The 23,976-nt window shown below is 36.8% G+C and carries 23 protein-coding genes; 3 read left to right on the top strand and 20 right to left on the bottom strand.

The window, feature by feature from the left end; all coding sequences use genetic code 11:
- Positions 1–328 precede the first annotated feature (328 nt).
- The 11 genes from BQ5338_RS00985 to BQ5338_RS01035 form a co-directional block, all read right to left on the bottom strand.
- Positions 329–1,975, bottom strand: a complete 1,647-nt coding sequence (locus BQ5338_RS00985; protein WP_071144973.1) for an O-antigen ligase family protein — start codon at positions 1,973–1,975, stop codon at positions 329–331.
- 19 nt (positions 1,976–1,994) lie between these two features.
- A complete protein-coding gene (locus BQ5338_RS00990) occupies positions 1,995–3,587 on the bottom strand; it encodes a discoidin domain-containing protein (RefSeq protein ID WP_159431299.1) in 1,593 nt (530 codons plus the stop codon).
- A 720-nt stretch (positions 3,588–4,307) separates the two neighbouring features.
- Complete coding sequence (locus BQ5338_RS00995; protein WP_071144975.1) at positions 4,308–5,351, bottom strand: BF3164 family lipoprotein; 1,044 nt, start codon at positions 5,349–5,351, stop codon at positions 4,308–4,310.
- A 51-nt stretch (positions 5,352–5,402) separates the two neighbouring features.
- Entirely contained in the window at positions 5,403–5,645 is a 243-nt protein-coding gene (locus BQ5338_RS01000; protein ID WP_071144976.1) for an NVEALA domain-containing protein, read from the bottom strand.
- A gap of 303 nt (positions 5,646–5,948) precedes the next feature.
- Positions 5,949–7,130, bottom strand: coding sequence for a DUF4221 family protein (locus BQ5338_RS01005; RefSeq protein WP_071144977.1), 1,182 nt, complete (start codon positions 7,128–7,130; stop codon positions 5,949–5,951).
- A gap of 81 nt (positions 7,131–7,211) precedes the next feature.
- Positions 7,212–7,436 carry an NVEALA domain-containing protein gene (locus BQ5338_RS01010; RefSeq protein ID WP_071144978.1) on the bottom strand — a complete coding sequence of 75 codons (225 nt, stop codon included), beginning with the start codon at positions 7,434–7,436 and terminating at the stop codon, positions 7,212–7,214.
- A 232-nt stretch (positions 7,437–7,668) separates the two neighbouring features.
- Positions 7,669–8,679 (bottom strand): 6-bladed beta-propeller, encoded by a 1,011-nt coding sequence (locus BQ5338_RS01015; protein WP_071144979.1) that lies wholly within the window; start codon positions 8,677–8,679, stop codon positions 7,669–7,671.
- A gap of 535 nt (positions 8,680–9,214) precedes the next feature.
- Complete coding sequence (locus tag BQ5338_RS16980; RefSeq protein ID WP_235816352.1) at positions 9,215–9,496, bottom strand: transposase; 282 nt, start codon at positions 9,494–9,496, stop codon at positions 9,215–9,217.
- A gap of 189 nt (positions 9,497–9,685) precedes the next feature.
- Positions 9,686–10,804, bottom strand: coding sequence for a 6-bladed beta-propeller (locus BQ5338_RS01025; RefSeq protein WP_071144981.1), 1,119 nt, complete (start codon positions 10,802–10,804; stop codon positions 9,686–9,688).
- 166 nt (positions 10,805–10,970) lie between these two features.
- Positions 10,971–11,222: an NVEALA domain-containing protein gene (locus tag BQ5338_RS01030; RefSeq protein WP_071144982.1), complete on the bottom strand. Its 252-nt coding sequence runs from the start codon at positions 11,220–11,222 to the stop codon at positions 10,971–10,973.
- A 387-nt stretch (positions 11,223–11,609) separates the two neighbouring features.
- Positions 11,610–11,963 carry a DUF1573 domain-containing protein gene (locus tag BQ5338_RS01035; RefSeq protein ID WP_071144983.1) on the bottom strand — a complete coding sequence of 118 codons (354 nt, stop codon included), beginning with the start codon at positions 11,961–11,963 and terminating at the stop codon, positions 11,610–11,612.
- Positions 11,964–12,257: 294 nt separating this feature from the next.
- On the opposite strand from BQ5338_RS01035, the gene istA reads away from it, so the two are divergent.
- Together istA and istB are read left to right on the top strand one after the other, a co-directional pair.
- Positions 12,258–13,832 carry an IS21 family transposase gene (gene istA, locus BQ5338_RS01040; protein WP_071144984.1) on the top strand — a complete coding sequence of 525 codons (1,575 nt, stop codon included), beginning with the start codon at positions 12,258–12,260 and terminating at the stop codon, positions 13,830–13,832.
- Entirely contained in the window at positions 13,825–14,559 is a 735-nt protein-coding gene (gene istB, locus BQ5338_RS01045; protein WP_071144985.1) for an IS21-like element helper ATPase IstB, read from the top strand. Before istA ends, istB begins: the two co-directional genes overlap by 8 nt.
- 68 nt (positions 14,560–14,627) lie before the next feature.
- Here the strand turns inward: istB and BQ5338_RS01050 are convergent, their stop codons facing one another.
- The 6 genes from BQ5338_RS01050 to BQ5338_RS01075 form a co-directional block, all read right to left on the bottom strand.
- Positions 14,628–15,239 carry a hypothetical protein gene (locus BQ5338_RS01050; protein WP_071144986.1) on the bottom strand — a complete coding sequence of 204 codons (612 nt, stop codon included), beginning with the start codon at positions 15,237–15,239 and terminating at the stop codon, positions 14,628–14,630.
- Positions 15,240–15,261: 22 nt separating this feature from the next.
- A complete protein-coding gene (gene lepB / locus BQ5338_RS01055) occupies positions 15,262–16,152 on the bottom strand; it encodes a signal peptidase I (RefSeq protein WP_071144987.1) in 891 nt (296 codons plus the stop codon).
- A 34-nt stretch (positions 16,153–16,186) separates the two neighbouring features.
- On the bottom strand, positions 16,187–17,308 hold the full coding sequence (locus BQ5338_RS01060) for a BF3164 family lipoprotein (RefSeq protein WP_071144988.1): 1,122 nt from the start codon (positions 17,306–17,308) through the stop codon (positions 16,187–16,189).
- A gap of 88 nt (positions 17,309–17,396) precedes the next feature.
- Positions 17,397–17,651 carry an NVEALA domain-containing protein gene (locus tag BQ5338_RS01065; RefSeq protein ID WP_078063347.1) on the bottom strand — a complete coding sequence of 85 codons (255 nt, stop codon included), beginning with the start codon at positions 17,649–17,651 and terminating at the stop codon, positions 17,397–17,399.
- 158 nt (positions 17,652–17,809) lie between these two features.
- A complete protein-coding gene (locus BQ5338_RS01070; protein WP_071144990.1) occupies positions 17,810–18,868 on the bottom strand; it encodes a BF3164 family lipoprotein in 1,059 nt (352 codons plus the stop codon).
- A 2-nt stretch (positions 18,869–18,870) separates the two neighbouring features.
- A complete protein-coding gene (locus tag BQ5338_RS01075; RefSeq protein ID WP_071144991.1) occupies positions 18,871–19,080 on the bottom strand; it encodes an NVEALA domain-containing protein in 210 nt (69 codons plus the stop codon).
- 111 nt (positions 19,081–19,191) lie between these two features.
- Here BQ5338_RS01075 and BQ5338_RS01080 point away from each other — a divergent pair, with 111 nt between their 5' ends.
- A complete protein-coding gene (locus BQ5338_RS01080; RefSeq protein WP_071144992.1) occupies positions 19,192–20,193 on the top strand; it encodes a winged helix-turn-helix domain-containing protein in 1,002 nt (333 codons plus the stop codon).
- Here the strand turns inward: BQ5338_RS01080 and BQ5338_RS01085 are convergent.
- Genes BQ5338_RS01085 through BQ5338_RS01095 form a run of 3 tightly spaced genes read right to left on the bottom strand, consistent with a single transcriptional unit; the run spans position 20,185 to position 23,905 of the window.
- The gene (locus BQ5338_RS01085; protein WP_071144993.1) at positions 20,185–21,513 is read right to left on the bottom strand and encodes a transglutaminase-like domain-containing protein; all 1,329 of its coding nucleotides are present in this window, start codon (positions 21,511–21,513) and stop codon (positions 20,185–20,187) included. The genes BQ5338_RS01080 and BQ5338_RS01085 overlap by 9 nt on opposite strands.
- Before the next feature lie 19 nt (positions 21,514–21,532).
- A complete protein-coding gene (locus BQ5338_RS01090; RefSeq protein ID WP_071144994.1) occupies positions 21,533–22,684 on the bottom strand; it encodes a dipeptide epimerase in 1,152 nt (383 codons plus the stop codon).
- A gap of 21 nt (positions 22,685–22,705) precedes the next feature.
- The gene (locus BQ5338_RS01095) at positions 22,706–23,905 is read right to left on the bottom strand and encodes a C40 family peptidase (RefSeq protein WP_071144995.1); all 1,200 of its coding nucleotides are present in this window, start codon (positions 23,903–23,905) and stop codon (positions 22,706–22,708) included.
- Positions 23,906–23,976 lie beyond the last annotated feature (71 nt).

Below are 23,976 nucleotides of genomic sequence, written 5' to 3' on the forward strand. Positions count from 1 at the left end.
CGGAGCAAGAAATAAATAGAGTCATTAGTAGACAAAGGCACAAACAAGTAGTTTTTCGTTTCTGTATTTTTCGTTAACAAGATATCAAAAAAAAAATAACTAGTCAAACATAGTAATTTAACCTAAAAAGAGCAAAGCAATCATCGTCACATTTGCGTCACATTTGAAAAAGGCACTGACTTTCAGATTATTAAAGAGATATAGCATTACCTAAAAATAAATCAACTATAAGATAATTCAATATCTCTATTTAATAAATCTCCAAAATAACAATAAATAATCTTCATGGTAATTACATTTTATTCAATATATTAAAGTTTAAGATCCCTCAATGATTACCTAACAACTCCCGTGCTTCCTCTCTCATCTGTTTCACAGCAGTAGATTGTACTTTAGGCTCCTTCGTAAGTACTATCTCAACCGACTCTCGCAACTTATCCGAATGATAAAATCTTGGTTCAGCATATAGTTTGGCTAACAGATAATAAGGATAAATTCTTCCCGGCAATAAATGAGTAGAACGAATAAAGAATTTCTCAGCTTCGACATACTCTCCCATTTGCTGATAGTTTTTCCCGATAATATTCAGAATCATTGGATCACAACTGCGGGTAGCAGCTTCCTTTAGTACTACATTCGAAGTTTCATGTTTTTTTTGTTTATGTAAACAATGCCCATACTCAAATAAGAAGGTAGCTCTATTTCGTAGCAGAGGATATAATCTTTCGTAATCCTTTTCTGCCTCTTTTAGATTTCCGGATAAATAGAATATCCGAGCATTTGCCCACTCCCTGCATGCTTCTGATTTATCATTGCACCACAAACTCGAACCTATACCTCCCATAATAATAGCAAATCCAAGCAAAAGCCATTTTCTTTTATCAGCAATTAGGCAAGCCATAAGCAGAAAAAGTAAAGAGATGATGAAAGCAGGATATTGCAACGGATACGATGAAAAAGAAAAGACCATAAAAGAAATGACACCCCCGCAAGCACTTAATTGTCCACTCTTCACTCCAAACCAAAGGCAAAAAGCCAAAGTAAGTACTATGCATAGCAGCATAGGAATTCCCCGCTCTACAGCTATTTGCAAATACTCATTAAATGCATATTCAGGACTTCCAGCAACCAACTCTTCTTGCGGAGAAAAATTACCTCCTGAAAAATAAGCTTCCTGAAAAGATCCATACGTTGCCGGAAAGCTCTCTATTCCAGATCCCAATAGAGGCTTATCGGCAATAGCTGAAAGACTTATCTTCCACATAAATAACCTTCCGTTGGCAGAATCTTTCTTTAGATAAAATACAGCGGTAAGAAACAAGAACAGAACCGCAGAGCTAATAGATGCAATCAGCAGAACTCTTCTTTTATCCTTTATCCAAAAGTTATTCAATATCCCTCTCCAGTTCCGATGCATGCCATAAACCCATAAACCGGATATAGCAGCAGCTAGCCATGCCGAACGGCTCATTCCTGACGGAAGCACACAAATAATAAGAAGCATGGAAGCTAAAGCAATATAGCACCCAGCTTCTTCTATCCATGTTTTATTCTTTTTAGCTTTCAAAGCCAGACATTCATTCAAACAGAGAGGAAAAACCATAGCCAAATATCCGGAATATGGCCCGGGATTAAAAAAAGAACCGGTCACAGCAAACAACGAATGATTGGAATAAGATAGCCCATATATCTGTCGTAATCCCCAAACAGCCTGCATTCCTCCCAACATAATAAGTGTCCACACTACCATTCGACTAAACGGCAACAACTCTAAGGTTGGTTGTTTAGGGCGAACAACAGCAAAAGCAAACAACACGCACACTGCAAAGAATACACATGCTTTGCCCAACCATACCCACTGACCCGCAAATTCTCCGACAGGAAGCTCCGGAGTAGATAAGCAAACCACTCCAAGCACCGGAACTATTCCTAGCAATATGAGACTTTGAAAGAAAGTTTTTTTTAATCGCTGCATTGATCTTTCCTATTTTAAATCACCACCAAACTTGCTTTCCATTCTCATAAGTAAAAATACGTTCTTCTGTTCCTTTTGTAAGATCACGCAGTAGAAAAAGTGCGTTTGTAGGTGCATCTTTATAGATCAATTTATAAGTGTCACTCGATCCTGTTTGCCTTCCTAGTGACACCCATTTATTATCCCAATAAAAAAGCTCGTATAACTCACCATCGCGAATACAGTTATCATCATTCTTTTGTATATAAACAACTTTCGTTATCCGTTTAGGTTCATCAAATTCAAGACCAATCCATATATTATCAACTTTGTTATATATCCGAAAGTAAGTAAGTGGATCTCCATCGAATGCGTTTGCATGACAGAATTCAGGAAGCACCGGAGCAGTCCCTATTATTTTTCCGGAAAGCTTTATCTTTGAATTGGACTCATATACTTCTAATTCTGCAATATCACCAAGAGAATGCTTTGGAGAAAGATATCTGAAATATTTATAAGCATGTGAAGGCTTAATTGGTACAATTTGAAAACAGGCTTCGGGTTTTATTTTTATTGTAAATAAATCCACTGCATTAATGAAAGTCGGATTATTTGCAGCTTGAAATTTTCCACCAACCATTTCTTCACAATATTTATCCACTAACCGAGTTTGATATTTTCGCTTCAAAATAAGGCTTTGCCTTTCTTTAAAATTAGGTTTTATTGATAATATGTTCCCTGAATCGCTAATAATGACAGGATAAGAAGAAGGCATGAATTGTTTGTTGTAATAATACCCTGGCAGATATAAAACCCCTTTGTGCAAATCTCTAAAAACAGCTTTCTTATTCTTGACTTTCGCCCAACATACAGGTATCCAATCGCGATTATTAAACACTGCAAGATACGCAAACTGATTATGCGCCGGGGCTTTAGAGTTAAACTTTATAAGAAGATCTGCAGTTGAATAATAATCTTTGGTCACATCTTTCATGCATGGCGACATTAACGAATTGGGAATTTCTTCCTTACCACAAATCATTGCCAAACTTTCTTTTTGTTTTGCAAAAGTTTGGCGATAGACTTTAGGAGGTATCCTATCAGGAATTAGTTCAACATGTTCACCTAATTTGCACTCATCATTCATACCGAAACTTAAAGGCTTCCCGTCTTTCGATATCAAGACATTCCACTCATGCCCTAAACTACGGGTAGCCCATTGCGGAGTAAAATCAATAACAACTGGCACTCCAATACATCGAGCTGCCAGAAGACTTTGCAAGCAATATTCTCTACATGTTCCAAGTCGAATTGATGGCAAGAGCCGAGCGTTATAATCAGGTACATCCTGTGGCGTAGTAAATAGATGCGCGCATTTACAGATCCTTAAAGCCTCACATATTTCAATTGGAGAAATGGAATCTTTACTTTTGTTTATTGAAGAAAATAAATTAGGGATATATTGTTCATTAAATATATCTTGCCATGTGGTTAGAGGCTCATTTCCTGCTCTATACGGTAATAGGTATTCACAAAATTGATTAAAATTAAGATGCTTAGCATATGACGTTTTCCATTTATCAAAAGCAAAATCAATACATCTTATCAAAAAGTCAGCTTTGACTGTTTTCAAATCCGAGATATAGCGTATATCTTTCAAATCATATCTGCTATAAATAGAGTTATATGCCTTCGTTAGCTTTTCTCTATCGCACTCTTTTTTATATAAAGTGTCTAATTCTACTTGAAATTGCTCCCACGAATCACTTTGATATGAATAGTGCGCATCCATATTCTCAATCAGAAAACATGCAGCTCTATATTTTAAAGAGTCAATAGGTGATTTCATATAGTGATTTAACACTTTTTGAAGTTCATTTCTATTCTTCCCTGCTAACTCTAATGCCTGATTCAGTTTTACAGAATTTGAGCAGGCAGCAATAAAAAAAAATAGAGAAGCTAATGCAAACCCTATAAATATAGTTCGATATCTATCCATACATTTAGTGAGAATGTCAAATAAAAAATTAGAAATTACTAATATAGGTCATATGACAGAGACTTTATAAACGGAATAATTTCAAATACGCATAATCCAGACTTGGATCTTTCGGATTATTACCACCCACGACAAGCCAAGCCTCTGTAATTCCAAAGAATAACCTTGAAACCAAAATCAAATTCTTAATAGTAGGAGACTTTGGTAAAAGAGTTCTATTTAATCGCTGCATTCGTTTTTTCCTATTTTAAATTAAAGGTAATTTCAGAAAGCTTTTTGATGTAAATCAAACTCGTAAAAAAGACCTGATGAAGACATGCCACTAAAGATAGTAGCATCTTTAATAAGTGCGATCTAAATGCCTATGCCGATAGACGCAATTGTATAATCTAAATTATCTGCCAAAATTATGGCATACATTCTTGTGTCATCATTTGAGACACAAATACTGTTTATTCTCGCATTTACTTTATACACGTGAATAAGATTTCCAGAAGTCTCAAATTTCATAATATATCGTTCTTTCCGCTGATTTACCTGCCCCATATCAGTCCCGCAGTACAATACATAAAAATAGTTGAGCGACGAACAAATGTCTATACAGTGAATTATGTCATCTTTGTGAATAGAGACATCTGATGGATTTCTTATAATTCGCTCCCTAATTTTATTAGGTTTAGTGACGCACGAATTAATTAATCGTAAACGATTATCCTGATAGGTGAAAAAGGATATGTCTCCGGTAAAATATGTTCCATACGCGATGACATTCTTTGAATATGAGATGAATCCTTGACCTATTCGATATTTATCCGTTACATTCTCTATTGAATTCAGGTAATCAGGATATATGTTTTGTGTGTTAACCTCTAAACCATCTTTATTATAAATTCTCAATGATCCAGCATCATAAAGGCCACTACCTATATACTTACTACCAGTAGAAATAATTCGGTCTGTACCTTTGAATTTATAACTATTTAAACTGGAAGGAATGGAATCATTCAACAAAACATTTATATTATATTCATCGCATTCCCCATTTTGTCTTTGCAAAACTATCAACGACTTATTTCCACGAGATACACTAATATCAATCGGCATTATACATTCACCTGGGCCTTCTCCCACGCATAATGTTCTACTTATTAATTTACCATTATAGCCACATATTGCCAATGCTTTTTCATCTTGATTATCCGTTATTATCAAGAGTCTATCTATCATCTCTATTTGATTAGGGTTACCCAACAAGAAGTCCATGGGAATCTCTTTAACAGACAAAGTATCAAGGGCTAGACGCTTAACTGATCCAATAATTTTCTCGTCATTTTTATTCTTATCAATACATGAGCAGAAAGCTACACATATGAACACATTAATTAAAAATAATTTCATATTATAAACAATTAAAGGCTACTAATAAACATTAGTAGCCCAATATTAATACTAAATTTTGTAATACATACTAATTCCAGCGGAACTTCCTGCCGGATAAAATGTACCACAGAAACCACCAGAGCAGTTGTTACAACAATCAACGCTACCTCCACCATTTTCATTAGCTAACGCTTCCACATTATCCAATGCTAAAGCTGACAGGTCAACACTTTTTTGAGATGTATAAACGCCATATCCTGCAAAAAATGCAAATGTTGCAACAAGAGCAACTTTCATTATATTCTTTTTCATAATCAATAAAATTTAAATAATTAATTAAATTAATATTCCGTATTATATCCTTTCAACGGAGAAAGCAATATTTGCCTTATTCAATTCTTATTCCTATTTTTGCCAAATGCCTCCTTTCTTTTAGGTGGTTGGAGTGAATGTGAACACATCTTTCAGAGAACGATCATCATTCACTCCTTTCATTATATATTAATTCTTCATTTTCCTTCTCAAACATAAGATTTAAAGATTCCACCGACAAATATTCATCGTCACATTTGCGTCACATTTTCCAAAAAAACCGGTCTTTGAAACCTTATCTTATCACAACTTTACCAACTCAATCCGCTGAAAAGAGAGAGTGTTTTCATCAAAATTCGGATTTTTCGGAAAACTAGTACTAAGATACAATCCATCTTTACGAATAAAATATTGCGTAGAAGCATAAACATTCTCGGGAAACAATGTCTCCCCTATTACCTTAAACTGATCATTAAGAATAATAATTGAAAACTTAGTCCGCCCCATTTGCCATATTTCTGCGTAATTTTTCTCATTTGCAGGCAGTTCAACCTTAGGAAGCACAAAACGATAATAAACATTCCGATATTTATCATAAATCAAATTCGAATAAAAAGGAAGTTCTGAAAGAGCTTTTGCCACAAGATTTAAGTTATCAGGAACTCTATCAACAAACTTAAGCTCAGGAATATAACGACTCTTTACAGCAATTTTATCAATCCTTTTATGACTTGGAGGAGTAATATATATATTCTCATCAAAAAAGAAAGAATAAACAAAATTCTTTCCATCAAAACAACGGCTATATGAATATTCTAATCCCAAAGACTTATTTTTAACATCTTCTAAGCTTATTATCTTAGGAAAGCGAAATGGCAATTCTTTCAATTTATGAGTCAGCGTATCAAGTACAACAGTTACCGGACTATCTTCAAGAGCTTTGTCTCCATGCATAAGATTAATTGTTTGGGGAATATACAACTGCTGCCCTATAAATACCATAGGCGTATATGCAGAAGTTAACGAAGTAAATGGAATTGTTTTCTTTCCTTGTGAAGTTTCTGCGTATGAAATAGTTTTCAACAAACGTCCATTACTATTAACAATATTTATTTCCGACTTCATCATTCCAGGCAAATAAATTTCATCCCAACCTTTTATATAGTATCCCCCAAACCATCCAATCCCATTCGGTCCCTCTCTATCAAAAGATATTGTTTTCACATAGGCTTGCTTTTTCATATTATAAACCAGTATTTCTGGTTCCATATTGTTTTGAAATGTGAGATATTCCGTTCCGTCCTTATCAACGAAAGGATATATAGCTTTTATCAATAGAGAAGTCTTTGAATTTAAAGGGAATTTTAAATATTCATCAGTTGCTCTCAATTCATAAGATTCCTTATTCTTATGACCAAAAGTGTTACACGAGAAGAAAAAAAAGATAGTTATAAACAAAAGAAAATAATTTTTCAATGTATCCATAAGTCATTTAATCTTAAATAGGATACTAATCTTTTCATCAAAAATTAGCATCCCAAATAGGTTATTAATACAAAATAGAAATTACATATAACAGTAACAACCAAATCCAGTTGCCCAAGGGGTACACAACCATGTAATACTATTCATATGGCAATTATTATCCCCCCATTCACTACTGGCTAACGCCTCCACATTATCCAATGCTAATGCTGATAGATCAACACTTTTTTGAGACGTATAAACGTTATATCCTGCAAACAAAGCAAACGTTGCTACAAGAGCAACTTTCAGTATATTCTTTTTCATAAGTCATTAAATTTTAATAATTAATAAAATTAGCATTCCGTAATTATATCCTTTCAACGGAGAAAGCAATATTTGCCTTATTCAATTCTTATTCCTATTTTTGCCAAATGCCTCCTTTCTTTTAGGTGGTTGGAGTGAATGTGAACACATCTTTCAGAGAACGATCATCATTCACTCCTTTCAATTACTTAGCTCTTTATTGATACTCTTTATCAGCTATAACCTCCACATATTACTCTAAAAGAGCATCCAACCCCAAATAAGCAAACTGAATTTCATCATCTAAAACCATAATTATACGATTATATTCAGAATCATAACAAAATAAAACAATATTATAGCCCACCTTTAATGTCTTGATATAATTACCATCCAAATCATAGACAATGAGACTAGTTACATGCACTTCACCTACATCAGGATTTCTTTTACCAGAATAACCTACTATAATCCGATTATTACAGATTATAATACTTCCATAATAATAAATCATAGCATTGCTCGTCGCATCATCCCAATTCGGCCCATAAATATAATGCTTCAAATTTCCTTGAAGATCATAAGTAGCCAACAAGTCATGATGGTCATAACTCATCGCAATCAAATTATTATCTATAGATGTAGCATAATGAAATCTTTTTCTCTCAATATCCGGATGTCCACTAATCAATGGATGTATATCTCCTGTTTGCATATTCCACGTAACCAAATATTCTTGGAAAAACTCACCCGGTTTTGCTGTCATGCAACATGCATAGCAAAGAGTATCATTGACATAAGAATACATAATCGGTATAGTAGTTTTATTTATATCAAACTTACACTTAGGCAAACAAGCCGGATTTAATAAAATACTATCCAAATCATAACCCGATATTTGCATTTTTCCATGATCTGTAACATATAGACAACGCTGTTTTTCATCAGGTGTAAGTTCTCCTAAACTAGTTATTTCATCAGGTCCTTCTCCAGAAAGCCCCATCCCCGTGATATATGAAAAGTTTTCTTTATCAAAAAAAAGAATTTGATTCTTTTCTGATTGTGGGTCAGTTAGTATGAAATATTTATCCATAATATAAGGGATCGCCAATCTTCCTACAAAAGGTGAGTCTATTACAATCTCTTTCACTAGCCCTTTTACATCCATTACATTACCGGAATGGTTTAAATGCTTATCAACGCCTGAACGATGAGAACATCCCCAAAGAAGACTGATTAATACAAAAAGTAATATATGCTTCATAATAAAAATATATAAATTACATAAGATACAATGAAAAAGAAAGGTAGAGGCGTATCTTCAATAATGCCACCTCCTACCTTTACACATCACAGAATTAGCATTCTAAAAGTGCGATAATACAACACTGGTAGTAGATTTAATCCTTGCCATTTAAAGATTAGAGCTACTATTGCCAATGTACCTCTCTCATTTGATCGTATATTTTGAAGCAATAGCAAGTTGAATGAGCACTAGTACATCCATTCGGACAATCTGGATTTACTTCATCACGAGCCAACGCTTCGCTCCTTGTTACTATAATTACTCTCAAACATAAGATTTAAATACCCTACAAATAAATGTTCATCGTCACATTTGCGTCACACTTTCCAAACAAAAGATTATTATCTAAGAACCTTTTTAAATTTTCTTCAATAATAATCTTATCGCAGCTATTTTAACCATTTCCTCTGCCGAATCAAATGTGAGTTCATCGTTTCGGGAGAGTCTTCTGTTGTTATACAGCCACGATAAAGTCCTTTCTACAATCCACCTTTTATGAATGAGATCTGCTGAATCCTTGCTCTTTGTAGGAGCTAATCACCATTTGGATTACATATCCGAAGCAGTTTTTCATATTTTCGATTAGCTCTCCCCAGTATCCTCCGTCAGCCAATATCACTCTTACCTCCGAACAAAGTTCTTTCAAAACTCGCATTAGCAAATAGGCAGCTTTACTATCATGAACATTGGCAATAGAACCATTAAGTCCGTTCTTATCCATAACCATATGACGCTTTATTCCTTTCACTTTCTTATTCCCGTCAATACCGTTCAAAGAACGATTATTTCCCCACTTAAAACTTTGACTGTCAATAATTCCTAAACTCGATCCATCTTTTGATTACGATTAATGCGCACCCTACCATGTAAACGTTCCAATAGCAGGTCAAATTCGGAAAGAGAAGTCCATTTGCGATAATAGTAATAAACCAATAATGACAGAAGCAGCCACATCCATCTTATTTCATTCTATAATTGTTAGTTTACAAGTTGTCAGTATGGGATTTTCAGAAACCTTCCTACTAAAGTTTTCTTTATAAAAGACACTATTTCCCTTTTTATTGATCTCATTAAAAAATGGGGAATTCATCAAAAACATCAATTCATCATTCTCGGTCAACTGCAATGGATACTGTAAGCCCATAAAATATGTATTTTCCGGTTCCATTTTTATAATGGCATCTTTGCCGCTACGTTTATCTATCACCCAATGATAAAGAGCTTTTAATTCTTTGCCATCATACTCTATTAAGCCGGCATAGATAAAATGATTGTTTTCTAAATACCGGAATACAGCGATATAGGGATTTTGCTTTATAAAATTCCCAAAGTCTTCATCTGTACCATCCAAAACGTTTTGAGGAACTTGAAGCTTGCCAAAATTTAATTTATACATTAAACGGAGGCTATCGCCTTTAATATGATATACATTCTCATAAAAACTTTCTTGAAATGTACGAATTGGGCTATTACCAAAGCACTCGGTATCGGCTGGAGAGCGCTCAGATTCGAATGGTAAGAAGCCTTTCTCTTTCTGACCACCTTTATATAGCAACAATTTATCAGGACCACTAAGTGTATTTCTCCCTGTATAAATCCAATACTTGTTTTTATCCGCAAGAGCAAATGCTGATATTGAAACTTTTAAAGATTCAATATTACGAAAGGTTCCATCTAAACCATAATGATATAAAGTGCCTGTAGGTGATGCATTAATAATCACTTCATCACCTGGCTCGTTTACAATAAAGTTTTTAGCCATACGATACTCTCCCGGACCACCTCCTACATTACCAATAAAGCGTTCAAACCCTCCCTCACGATTAAATACCAATACTTTTTTATTATATTGATGATCATATATGTATATCTTTGATGAAGAAACATAAAGCTGTGGATTAAAACCTATTAAATTTTCATTGATGAATTCCAAAGGAATATAGTCTACATCCGAAAATAATATATTTAGATTATTTTCAATTGAAAGACTTTTACTAAACACATATTCTTTCTGATATGAGTCTTTTTGCTCCTTACAAGAGAACAAGATTAATGCAAGAAAAACAAAGTGCAATTTTTTCATAAGTATTCTTTATAAAACTAATTAATTACTACTCAAGTATGCTTAGTGGTCAACATTCAATTGTATTCTTCAATCACTTTGGATAATTGAATAGTTATATGATTATTATTTATCATCGACAATAAACCTAAAAAAGCCTAATAAATTTATATTTTAGAATCAGATATTAGCAATCATCTTTTGTGCAAGCTTTTGCAGCAGGATCAGAATTACAATAATCTCTCCACCTTGGCCAAAACGAGTTGGTACACCACCCTTCATGTTGATGTCCTCCACCTTCGCTTTCACCATTACCCAATGCTTCTATATTAGCTAATGCCAAGTCCGGCAAAACCTCAGATTTCTGAGAAGAATAAACACCATACCCTGAAATTGTTACAACTACTGCAAAAAAAGCTATTTTAATCAATTTCTTCATACTCTTTTCTCATTTTCAATATAAAATATTCTTATTTTACCACTTATCACAGGTACAATACCTGTGCACAGGAATCAAAATTAAAAAATCTTATAAGAACAATTCTGTCAGGCCATCCTAGCGTAATGTCAGAAAAACCTTTCTATTTTTGATCTTAATCCGTATATTTACCAAATACCTTCTTTTTTTTAGGTGATCTGGGTGAATGAAAACATATCTTTCAGAGAACAATCATCATTCACTCCTTTCATTATACATTATTTCCTCATTTTTCCTCTCAAACATAAGATTTAAAGCCCTCACAGACAAATATTTATCGTCACATTTGCGTCACATTTTCCAAACAGAGACTATAACCCAATTAATACCACAATAGATCCAACTATTCTAGAGCTTCAATTGTCGAGCATTACCTTTTATTCTAAGTTTTATCGGTGAAGATGGCACATTACAATAAACTGTAACAGTTTTGTCTAAATGCTCAGCATTATCAGCTTTATAAAATACCTGAAACTTTAAGCTCTTCCCAGGTTGGAGCGGTTCATGATTGTACTCAGTCGAAACACAACCACAAGAAGTTGTCACCCCATTTATAACCAATAGCTGATTGCCTTCATTGCGTAAAGTGAAAGTAGCTTGCTGTTTCTTTTGCCAATCAAAGGTTCCCAGATCAATCATCTCTTCGTCTATCGAAATCTTCGTTTGAGAAAGAATAGCTTTATCTGTATATGCCTTACCCAAAACTAATTTCAGATATAATTCTTTAACTTTAGTGATAATATCATCCCCGTGGTACCGTCCATAGCGGTGTTCTGGTACCCCAATTTATCGTGTTGATTGATCTTGTATCACTTGACTGGTACCGTTGGCGTTTGTGTTTCCATTTCCAACTTTCAACCACGTTCATATCACTTGATTGGTACCATCAATATCACTTTTAGCGGTACTTCTATTCGTAAAATTTGCAATGGCATTATATTGTTGTTGGGTTATGCCCAGAATTAACAATATTATTAACGTCTAAAAGTAAACCAAATGTTACGACTAAGACAGATTTTACAGATGCTAGGCAATGGTATTCCACAAGCTGATATATGTGGAATTGTTCATTGCAGCAAACGTACCGTATCGGGTTATCGGAAGATTGCATCGACGACGAGACAAAGTTTTGAAGAGCTGCTAGCAATGGCAGACAGTGAGCTGGAAACCATCTTTATGCCCCCAAAGAATGCACTTAATGACGATGGACGTAAGCAGGAGCTTGAACGCATGATGCCGGAAATTATCAAGCGCCTGGGTCGCAAGCATGCCAATGTCCAGTTTGTATTTGAGGATTACTACCATAAGGAATGTCCCAGCGGTTATGGTTATACTCAATTCAAGAAGCATGTTAGCTCTTATAGAGAGAAAAATGACTACTCCTATCACAACGTCTATGAGCCCGGTAAGGAATGGCAAATAGACTTTGCCGGAGATGCCTTGTTTCTGACCGACAGGCTCACCAAGGTGAGACAGAAACTGGTGGTATTGGTATGCGTGATGCCCTACAGCAATCTGCCATTCATGATGGCCATGCCCAATGCCACTACCGAATGGTTTTTCCATGGACTCAACAAAGGACTAGAATTTATAGGTGCTGTCCCCCATACAGCCAAAAGTGACAACATGAAACAATGGGTAACGAAATCTGACCGCTACAGCCTTACGTTTTCGGATGCCAATGTGGAATGGGCGATGTATTACGGCATAGAACCTACAGCTTGTCGCGTGCGCAAACCCCGTGACAAAGGACCTGTTGAGGGTGCTGTGGGCCAACTCTACAAGTACGTGTATGCCCGCCTTGAAGGTGAAGAGTTCTACGCTTTGGATGCACTGAACGATCGCATCCTTGAACTCCTTGAAGAATATTGTAGTCTTCCCTTCAAGGGTTCTACCCGGTGGGAGATCTTTCAGAAGTATGAGAAGCCTGAAATGAATCCGTTGCCGGATCAAATGTATCGTCTTCGTATGCGCAAGGAGGTTAAGCTTAGCAGTACATACCATGTATGTGTAGGCAGTGAGCGCCACTTCTACAGTGTCCCGTTTAAATATGTCGGACAAAAGGTTAAAATCATGTGGGACGTGCACTCTGTAGAGATCTATGTGGGTACAATATGCGCTTGTATGCATCGTAGAAGCCTCATACCATATGGCTACTCCACTGAGAAATCGCACATGCCGGAGAATCATACTGCATACGAGCATCGCAAGGAGCAGAATGCCGCAACACTCATAGAAAGAGGTGCGCGCATTGGGCAATCTGTTGAATGGGCAATAACAGACATCCTCCAGCGCACCACTTTCCCTCAGCAAGCATATGGGAAATGCAACGGACTGCTTGCTTTGGCAAAGAAATATGGCAGAAGCAGATTGGAACATGCTTGCATGATGATGAGAGAAGAAACGGATGTGGCAAGCTATAAGACTCTCTGTAATATGCTTAAGAATAATCGGGATTTGGCTTCCGGTGAGAAAGAATCTATTTCAAGAACTCCCTTTAACGACAATGTGAGAGGATCTTCTGCGTACACGTCCATACCATCACTTAGAAAGGAGGCCGACCATGAATGAACTTGCTTCAATTGTAGAACGCCTAAAGGCTCTTAAACTGAGCGGTATGGCTGAAGCGGTCAGTGATATTATAAAGCTTCCTGTGCAGATGCGGCCAAGCTTAGAAATGGCTCTGTCAAAAATGCTGGAAACGGAAATCCGTTGTCGTGATGACAGCCGAACTACCAGACTGCTGAAGGAGAGCAAATTGAGATACCAAGTACTTGTCGAGGATATCACTTGTTCGACTGCCCGCAACTTTACCCGTGAGCAGCTAACCTCTATTGCTGACTGCGGTTTTGTGCGGCGTGGAGAAAATCTGCTTATTACGGGGCTTACTGGATGCGGAAAATCATATCTGGCATGTGCTCTTGGACATCAAGCCTGTACGCTTGGCCTGAAAACACTTTATCTGAACATGAACCGATTTGTCGATGTACTCAAACAGTCACGCCTTGACGGAACCTTCTCACAGATGTTGTCACGACTAGACAAGAACGATCTTATCGTCCTTGACGATTTTGGGTTGCAGAAAATGGACAGTGATACACGTATAGCATTGCTTACATTACTAGAAGAACGCTATGAAAAGAAGTCAATGATTATTATGTCTCAACTTCCTTTGGACAAGTGGTATGACTACATAGCGGAAGCTACACTTGCTGATGCCATCATGGATAGGCTGATAAACTCATCTCATCACCTGAATCTTGAAGGACCATCATTACGAAAGAGAAAAAATAAATAAAATAGAATCAGAGAGAGATACCTTTTGGCGGTGTGCAACCACCCTTGAGAAGTATCTCTTTACGACGTTCATATCACACATTTGGTACCGGTACCAGCCAACGCTACGAGCGGTACCACGAAAGTGTCGCACACGGTACCAAGGGAGTGATATAGCGGTACCAAACGGGCGATATTATCAACTTTAGGGTTATGAATAGGATTTCCAATAGCAATGACTCTATTTTCTTTATTCAAAAGAAAAGTTTGAAACATCATTTTATCCGGAAATTGATTCAATTTATTAATGCTATCTGCATCATCTATGCATACCGGATATTCAAACTTATCACGTTTCAATATATAAGCAATGTCTTTTTTGCTTTTAGGATGGAAATAGAATAAGAAAGCGGTATTATTATGAGTTAAAGAATCAAACTCTGTTATCAATTCTTTCCATCTTAGCAGTTGCAACTTGCAACTAGTGCACCCGGTAGAATCAATATAAGTAAAGATTCTATAGTCACAACCATCTGTATCAAATGCAATGGTATCCCTACCCAATATTGTAAGGATTGAAGTTTCCGGGAAAACAAGTTCTCGGCTCTCCCACTCATTCACCAAGCGGGCTATTTTCTCTTTCTCGGTCTCTTTGCAAGCACAAAGTAGAAAAATAAGTAATGAATAATAAAAGGTTTTCATAGTAACTAATTTTATTTATATCCTATTCAATTGATTTAAGCAATCTTTCCCATTCCCATTTGTTTGTTCCCGGTTTTACAGATTTCCAAATGAGAGTAGCCTTTCCTACAATGAATTCTTCGGGTAACAGTCCCCAATAACGGGAATCTTGTGAGTCACGGGTTTTGTCACCAGCCATGAAATAATAGTTCTTACGAAATCGATACCATTTAAGCGGATGATTATTTAGAAAAACAGTATCTCCGGAAATAGTCATTTTCATGTTCTGTTCATATTCGATTAGCTGTTTATAGAGGATAGCATTAATTTGATTCATAATTACAATGCTACCTTTAGCCGGAACATAAAGTGGACCAAAGTTTCTTATATCCCAATCAAACAAGGAATCATGAGGATATCCCTTTAGATAAATCTCCTTATGTGTACCCTCTTTCAACAGAACCAATAACTCCTTTTGAGACTCCACATTACCCAAATCATCCGAGCATCCTTTTACGTAATAGCGCGCATTCACTATCGAAAAAGTATCTCCGGGCAGAGCCACACAACGCTTTACGTAATATTTCATCACGTCGAATGCGATGCTGTCCCATCTACCAGGGTAAGGAAAATTAAAAACCAATACATCATTACGCTTAATCTTTTGAAAGCCAGGCATTCTGTGGATATGAACGGACTTATTTTCTGCAGCAGCAGCCAGATTAAACAATCGGCCCCCAAAAGCCAATTTATTGACTATTATATTGTCCCCCGGTAATAAAGCAGGTTGCATTGAATCTGTTGGAATTTTAAAAGATGTAAAGCAAAAAACTTGAAACACAATCCACAAAGTAGCTGCCATGCACATCCAAAATAAAATAGTGAGTATTTTATTACTGGCTTTACAGATATATTTTCTAAGTTTGTCTAACATTATAAGAATCTTATTGTTAACAAAGCACCAATTTTCATTTCAAATGATAACACTTAAAAATAGGATTATCGCTCTTCGGATCAACACTTATTCCATATAAATATTGATCTTTCAAATCTACGACATAAGAATAAATAGGAATATCCAATATATATTTCTTTACCAAAATTCCATCCCAATTAAAGACCAACAATTCATCATTACAATAATTAGGATATTCCTTATACAACACATGTTTCCTCACATCACCTTTTGTTAGTGGCGTCAATTGAATGTAAATGTATCTATTTGTCACTCGCACCTGCATACCTCTCAAGCAATCATTTTCATAAGACCTATTGAGACCATCTTTTGTCGTATACTTAGGATACACACTTAAGAAATTCCTTTTTTCCTTTAAAACTGTATCCAAAATAGATATTATACTCGCATACTTTCCTGATCCGCAAACATAAACTAATTTATTCTCTGAAGGATGCTTAACTATCGTGGCATCCATGTATACACCTTGCTTCACCGGAGAGGCCATATTAAAAGTACCATCATTAGCAGGATAAGGAAAATCTAATTCGTGGCAAGCTTCAACATTCAAAGCAATAGTAGAAAACAAGTTAGTACTATTAAAGCGAGATCCCAGAGTTAATAAAGTGCTATCATTCATTTTTATCATTGAACCACCCATATAAAATGCTTTAGTATCGGGTACTGATATTTTTTTCCACGAAGTGATATCAAACAAGTTTGTTATTTTCTCCATATCTATCATATACATTGACTTCAATATTCCAATATAATCATACAGATAAAATTTATTTGTTTTCACATCATAAAAAGAGTGAGGCTGAAGCATTTCAAAAGGACCATCCCCTCTACTTAAAAAACGCCCTTTCTCAATAAGTTTATTCCCCTTCAGCTCATAGATAAAGAAAATAGGACTATTATAGTTAGACTGCATAATTAAATAATGACCAATCATTTCGCTAAAGCTTGTTCCCCAAATAGTAGAATCGCAAAAGAGTGGTTCGCCTTTCAAATAAACAGGATCCATTCTTTTCTCAATCTCTTCATTCTTATTCTCACTATTAGCAGAATCTCCTTTCTTTGAAAAACAGGAAGTACAAAGCACAAGCACGAAAAGAAAAATTAGTTGTTTCATAATAGAAATATTCTTTTAAAATAAAATTAAAGTTAGGGAAAGAGCGTCATTACATTATAACCTAATTACAATACAATGACGCTCTAAATTAACCTACATATTCCATAGAAGTTTCAGTTACTAAATACAGTTGAGCTCCTATACGTTTTGTCCAAGTACACGATTTTGGAATACACGGGCTACAAGGTGAAGATGTACTCCCCCATCCAGGTTCAAATGCAAGTGCTTCCACATTATTTAGGGCCAAGTCAGATAATTTAGCCTGATCTTTCATTGTATAGGCATGATATCCTGCAGATATCATTAGGATAGCAACACTCATTATAACAAATGCTTTTCTCATAATATTTCTAATTTAAAAAAATAAATATTTCACAATACAAAACTTTCACTCGCAAATTTCCATTGGAAACGACCTCCTTTCTTTTTATTTTGGTTTTAAATAATATTGCTATTTTAAATAATAGAGACAAATTCTCTTATTCAATTTTGCCACTATTTTTAATGCAAATTAAACCGAAACTCAACTATTGGTTGATCACTATTTACATCCGTTGCAGTAATAATTCCCTGCGATTCATCCACGTAAATACCATAGATATAACGGTCTAATTTATATTTACATATGGGTTCACCTTGCAAACTAAAAACATAGATATATTGACCACCATCTATGATTCTACCCTTTTGCTGTGACAATTCTTTAAACGTTCGTCCGTGAAACACGGCATAAATATAATGATCGGTAACCTGTACATCACTAAACCCCATTATACCTGTAGGGATAGCATACCCCTCTGATTGACTAAATTCCGGTTCACCATGGGGCCCCTTACAAACAACGTGTGTACTATCTTTCAAGTTGTAGACCTCCAGCACTTCACCTAACTGGGTAACTGCAGCCAATACTCCATTATGAGGATTATAATCAATAAAACTGCGCCATGCTTGTGCCAATGCCGGCCCGGCATGCTGCAAGGCTTCCTTATCAGCAGTGGGAATAGTGCCCGCTTTGCGAATCAAATGGCCTTTACGATTAACCCAACAGAAACGATAAGCACCCGAATAGTCGGGAATGATAAATGTCGAATCATTATATAAGGAGAAATCAAGTGCACGAAGAATGCCATTGTCCAGCGACACCACTTCACGAAAGAGAAGTGAGTCGCCGGACCCTGACAAAGGGAAACCTAACCTAATTAATTTACTCTTATTGGCATCGAGTGCCCAGACTTCATGCTGTCCGAAAAATCGTATATTATCTGCAGAAAGCATTTCCAAAGGTGCTTCGCCCTTCTTGCCGAATGAACTAAGATAAGCAAACTCGGGATAGGTGAACAGATGATAATAATAATCAGTGTTATGCAAGTCTAAAATCACAGCTTTATCTCCGTGAACACGAACACGAAAAGGATATCTGAAAACCGCAGTATCTAGTTCTATAATAGTCGATTTAAGGTGTTTTTCTTGAGGAAAATCCTCATAAACAACCTTTTTCCATTCACTTAAGTGAGAGGAACAAGCACCGAAAAACAGAAGAGTTAATAAAATCATTTTCATAGCTACCAAATTCGATAAACTTTGCTATGAATTTGAGGACAATCTAAGGAACCTATTCCGTTACATCTAATAACATCCCCACTTTCACCACTCGCTAACGCTTCAACATTAGACATAAACAATTCACTCTCAACAGATTTGCTTTTCTTGCACAGATATGTAATTGTACAAACGACGAGAAGCAAGCAAAATAATTTCAATTTAGCATTCATTGTGTTTTAGTTTTTTATAACTTTGCAAACATAGAATTTAAGATGATTAATAACAAAAAATCATCGTCACATTTGCGTCACATTTTACAAACGCCCGATTATAGGCACATTATGAAATACAAAAAACACATAACAAAAACATTGACAGGATTATTTGCATCTATTACAATCGCTGAATTGATTATATTTGTGATTCATTATGGAGATATAAAATCGTACATACGCCATGAAATTCGTCCACTCCTTGAAAAAGCAATGAAGAAAGACATAAGTAAAAAGATAGAAAAAGAATATTTCTATTTTTCTGAACACGAAAACGATCCAAGAAAGCAGAAGATGGGCAAGTACGAAGAAAAGACGTATAGAAGCCAAGATACCACTTTTACCTATCAATCAAAAATCGTAGATTGGGAAACAGATCTATTTAGAGGAAATCAATGCTATTTACAGGTAACAAATAGATTACATCCTCAAGAAGTGAAGGTAATATTCGATAGCTTAGCAACAGAAAAAAACATAATTGCGAAATCGGCAATCGGTATTATATCTACATTCTATAAAGAGCAAAACGAATGGGCGGGTGACACTACAAGCATGTCCATTGACTATCGCACATCCATTGATAAGTTAGGTGATTTTGAAAATATAAGTTACCGAGTCTACTTTGATTACTCATTCAGCACTATCTGGAAATTGATGCCGAAAATGGCATTGTATATTCTCTTACTTCTGCAAGTGCTTTGCTGCTTAACTCTGATTGGCTGGTTAATTAAAAGAGCGAAAGAACGTCGCAAAGAAATCATCAAATTTAAAAATGGCAATTACAAGATAGATAGTATCATCTTAAACCCCAATACGATGAGACTTAAAAATGAAGAGAAAGAACTACTACTTCCCGCTCAACAAAACCAATTGCTATTACTGTTTCTGCAAAGTGAAGACCATAAAGTGAGCAAAAAGATGATAATGGATACATTTTGGGCAAAGAGCTACTCTGATCCGAAAAGCAAAATGACTACCGCAATAGACCGATTAAGAACCAGCCTAAAAAGCATAGGATCAGAGAGAATTATTTATACCGAAAAGAGCAGTGATTATTATGAATTAGTTTAAATATTCAATATCCATATTATAAATCCACTTATTGAAATAAAGATTCCCTCCCTCCCATTCTACTTCTCCACGCTGAAAATCAACGGTTTCGCTGCGAGGATACTTCTTTTCGGGTACTAAAGGCATGGAATAATCACTATTCACAATCATTCGCCAAGAGTCAATACCTCCGAGAAAAAAGAAGCGTTCATCAGCATCCTGAGAAAAAGTGGGAATCCCAAATGATTGATCAACAGGAACCCAACCGATACCTTGAAAGTAGATCTCAGCCCAGTCGTGCAGATTCCATTCACCCGGATGCATCATGAATCCGCTTTGAAAATGAGCGGGGATGCCACTACAACGACAAAGGGTGATAAAGAGAAGGCTCACCTGCCCACAGTCACCATGATGATTATCGAGCACATACTCCGGGATATTCTCAATGGTAGAGTATTCACGGGCAGAAGCCCATGGAAAATATTGATTAATCCACGTAAAGATACGACGAGCTTTCAGCAACGGGTTGTTTTCTCCTTTAGTAAGCTTAGCTGCCAACTCTTTGATACGGGGAGAAAAACGAATGTGAGTCTCCCGCTCAGCTGTATACTTCTTGTATAAAGCAGTCGTAGTATCATAAGGTAGAATATCTTCGGGCTTCAGGTTATGCCACTCGGCATACGAAGTATATTCAAATGATTCGGAAAACACGGTAGGTTCATTTCGTACAGCTTCCTTCTCCATATAAAGGGTGCTATGCTCACACGACGTGGGTGATAGTGTGTAGTTAGCTTCACTGGCACGAAGAAATTTCACCTGTTGCTGCCTGTGTTGGTCGATGCGTGGATAAGGCAACCAACAACGAACGATTTTACCATCGGGCACTGCGTTAGGCTCTACCTTAAGCGTATAGGTAATCCTCATACGTTTAGGCATCACGGTATCGTTGCCCAACTGCTTCACTGCATCCATCACTTTAGGAAGATGATCTTTATTCACCTTCTCGCTGCCACTAAGTACAACTCCCTCTTTAGCCACTTTTACGCAATAAGCGGCAGAATCGATGCGAAACAGGTTAGGACCTGCATTACGAAAATAACGCTTCTCACCATCTATCTCCATACACTCCAGCGCATTGCTCTCCTCCCACTGGCGCATCTGTTCATCAGTTACGTCGGGAATGTATTTGCGAATGTAGTCTTTTACCTGCGATTCGGACATGCAAAAGTCTTGCTTGATGCGATTCATACGTTCCTGTTCCCAGCTATCGGCAACAGGAACAGGTTTAGGAGCACAGCCGATAAAAAAGAGTAAACCGGCAAGATAGACGAGTTGTTTCATGACTTTGTGTGTTTACTTTTTACAGTTTGGTAATACCGATTCCGGGAAGATCGTTAAGCATAATCTTGCCTTTCACTACTTCCATTCCTTTGAAACGATCATTTGCAATAAGCAAGTTACCATCCAAATCGGCAAAGTCGACAGCCGGAGAGAATTGTGCAGCAGCAGAGACGGCACAAGATGTTTCGGTCATACAACCCACCATTACTCTCATGCCCAACGCACGAGCAAGTGTCACCATCTTCCATGCCTCACGCATACCGGTACACTTCATCAGTTTGATGTTGATGCCGGTAAAAGCATCCTTCAACTTTGCCACATCGCTAAGACGTTGCAGAGACTCATCAGCAAAGATAGGCAGCGGACTTTGTTGAGTGACCCATGCGATGTCATCAAGTTGAGTTTTCGGCATCGGTTGCTCTACCATTACAATGCCTTGTTCTTTCAGCCAATGAATCATGTCGAGTGCATAGTGCTTATCTTTCCATCCCTGATTGGCATCTACCGCTATAGGAAGCTTGCATACCGAACGAATGGTTTCTATCATCTCTTTATCATTGTCGCGCCCCAACTTCACCTTCAAAATATTGAATTGTCCGGCAACTTCAAGAGTCTTTTCACGCACTACATCCGGTGTATCAATACCAATAGTGAAAGTTGTAGAAGGTGCTTTCGCTTTGTCCAATCCCCAAATCTTATACCATGAAGCACCGAGTAGTTTACCTACTAAATCATGGAGCGCTATATCTACAGAGGCTTTAGCAGCTGTATTACCGGGCATGATGCCATCCACATAAGCCAAAATATCTTCTAGTTGAAAAGGATCATTAAATTGTTCCAAGTTCACCTTCTTCAAGAAATTCATCACCGATTCTACTGATTCTCCCAAATAGGGTGGCATAGACGATTCGCCATAGCCGATGATGCCCTCATACTCTATTTCTACCTGAACATCGGGCGTTGTAGTACGTGAGAAAGAGGCTACTGTAAACACGTGTTTCAACTTTAAATCATAGGGTTGAAAAGTTAACTTCATTTTCCCTCCTTTTCCTTGTTTGTTAATGGAGAATAAAGATGGAACACTATCGCCAAATACATTATTGGCAACCAGTCCCGAACCGATAGCCGCAAAAGCAGCTGTTTTGAGAAAATCTCTTCTATTTTGAGCCATGAGCTTTGTATGTTAGTGGAATTAATTATAATAAGGGTTTGTGTCAGTCGTATTGATGCCGGGAGTACCGATACCATTGAGTATACGAACACCAAAGAGCATGCGATTCAAGTTATATTCATCGTATTCGTTATCAGCAGGGTCAAAACTGCTAACGTGCACGTCTCCTTGTGAATGAATAAATTTCTTGTTTCCGATGTAGATACAAACATGTACTACCCGTTCTTTCTTTTCGGCAGTGGCCTTACGACCAAAGAAAATAAGATCTCCCGGCTGCATATTGCTAAAGTCGGGTGCAATATCGATATGTTGCCCCACATACGCCTGCTGAGAAGCATCACGAGGGATAATTATATTGTGCATAAACAAGACAGTGCGGACAAAACCACTGCAATCAATCCCTTTAGAAGATGTACCGGCCCATAGGTAAGGCACTCCCATCAAGGTATAAGCTGTACGAATAATGCTTTCAGCATCTTGTTTAACAGAAGCCTTCCATTCCTTCTCGGGCATAGAGATAGACTTAGCAATGTATGCCTGACGTCCATCGGGATAAGAGATTTTATAATAATCACCTTCGGTACCTTCCCACTTCAAGCGGTTACCTGCCACTACATCCGATACAGATTGAGAAGTAGCATCCGGCTTTTGATAGGTAAAACCGTAATGCGAAGTAACAACGATTTTATCTGCTCGATTCCAAGCATCATACTCTGCTTTCGTTACGGGATGAATACCTACACGATGTACCCAAGCAATGTAATTGTCGGGAGTTTGAATGCGATACCAACCATCACGTTGCAGCAGCTTCACCGGCATGCCCAGCAATGCCTGAGTAGTCATTTCAGACGAAAAATCGGGTTCTACACGAAGGTTACTTACCGACAGATTTACGATGCCAAATATTTTTCCATCGAGAGACACGCTATCGGGCAACGACAATAAACTGTCTGTTATCTGATATTTAGTCTTCTTCAATTCTGAAAACAGAGCTGATTTGGCTTCAGGAGAGGTTGTTACACCTTTTACTATAAGATGCTTACCGGATACTGTGTAGCTAATATCAAATACCGCAACACGTTTATCCGGGATAAACTGTCTACGTACACTATCTGAGACTTCTTGTACTTCCTTAGGAAGTTTCTTTTCGTTTTTGTCTGCGGCACTTACACAAGCAGGCACTGCAATGAGCAGCAATAAGAGAGAGATATACTTTTTCATTAAAAAAAAATTTGGGGGTTATGCATAAGCAAAGATAGAGAATTATTCAATTTGCGATACATTATTTCAGA

Source organism: Bacteroides ihuae, from assembly GCF_900104585.1.
GTDB lineage: Bacteria > Bacteroidota > Bacteroidia > Bacteroidales > Bacteroidaceae > Bacteroides > Bacteroides ihuae.

Excerpts from the sequence above, each read along its gene's own strand:
- BQ5338_RS01085 (WP_071144993.1), bottom strand. The coding sequence starts at position 21,513 with ATGAAACAACTCGTCTATCTTGCCGGTTTACTCTTTTTTATCGGCTGT.
- lepB (WP_071144987.1), bottom strand. The coding sequence starts at position 16,152 with ATGTTAGACAAACTTAGAAAATATATCTGTAAAGCCAGTAATAAAATA.
- BQ5338_RS01025 (WP_071144981.1), bottom strand. The coding sequence starts at position 10,804 with ATGAAAAAATTGCACTTTGTTTTTCTTGCATTAATCTTGTTCTCTTGT.
- istA (WP_071144984.1), top strand. The coding sequence starts at position 12,258 with ATGTTACGACTAAGACAGATTTTACAGATGCTAGGCAATGGTATTCCA.
- BQ5338_RS01060 (WP_071144988.1), bottom strand. The coding sequence starts at position 17,308 with ATGAAACAACTAATTTTTCTTTTCGTGCTTGTGCTTTGTACTTCCTGT.
- istB (WP_071144985.1), top strand. The coding sequence starts at position 13,825 with ATGAATGAACTTGCTTCAATTGTAGAACGCCTAAAGGCTCTTAAACTG.
- BQ5338_RS01080 (WP_071144992.1), top strand. The coding sequence starts at position 19,192 with ATGAAATACAAAAAACACATAACAAAAACATTGACAGGATTATTTGCA.
- BQ5338_RS01090 (WP_071144994.1), bottom strand. The coding sequence starts at position 22,684 with ATGGCTCAAAATAGAAGAGATTTTCTCAAAACAGCTGCTTTTGCGGCT.
- BQ5338_RS01050 (WP_071144986.1), bottom strand. The coding sequence starts at position 15,239 with ATGAAAACCTTTTATTATTCATTACTTATTTTTCTACTTTGTGCTTGC.
- BQ5338_RS01030 (WP_071144982.1), bottom strand. The coding sequence starts at position 11,222 with ATGAAGAAATTGATTAAAATAGCTTTTTTTGCAGTAGTTGTAACAATT.
- BQ5338_RS01075 (WP_071144991.1), bottom strand. The coding sequence starts at position 19,080 with ATGAATGCTAAATTGAAATTATTTTGCTTGCTTCTCGTCGTTTGTACA.
- BQ5338_RS01070 (WP_071144990.1), bottom strand. The coding sequence starts at position 18,868 with ATGAAAATGATTTTATTAACTCTTCTGTTTTTCGGTGCTTGTTCCTCT.
- BQ5338_RS01000 (WP_071144976.1), bottom strand. The coding sequence starts at position 5,645 with ATGAAAAAGAATATAATGAAAGTTGCTCTTGTTGCAACATTTGCATTT.
- BQ5338_RS01095 (WP_071144995.1), bottom strand. The coding sequence starts at position 23,905 with ATGAAAAAGTATATCTCTCTCTTATTGCTGCTCATTGCAGTGCCTGCT.
- BQ5338_RS01010 (WP_071144978.1), bottom strand. The coding sequence starts at position 7,436 with ATGAAAAAGAATATACTGAAAGTTGCTCTTGTAGCAACGTTTGCTTTG.
- BQ5338_RS01005 (WP_071144977.1), bottom strand. The coding sequence starts at position 7,130 with ATGGATACATTGAAAAATTATTTTCTTTTGTTTATAACTATCTTTTTT.
- BQ5338_RS01015 (WP_071144979.1), bottom strand. The coding sequence starts at position 8,679 with ATGAAGCATATATTACTTTTTGTATTAATCAGTCTTCTTTGGGGATGT.
- BQ5338_RS00995 (WP_071144975.1), bottom strand. The coding sequence starts at position 5,351 with ATGAAATTATTTTTAATTAATGTGTTCATATGTGTAGCTTTCTGCTCA.
- BQ5338_RS01065 (WP_078063347.1), bottom strand. The coding sequence starts at position 17,651 with ATGAGAAAAGCATTTGTTATAATGAGTGTTGCTATCCTAATGATATCT.
- BQ5338_RS00985 (WP_071144973.1), bottom strand. The coding sequence starts at position 1,975 with ATGCAGCGATTAAAAAAAACTTTCTTTCAAAGTCTCATATTGCTAGGA.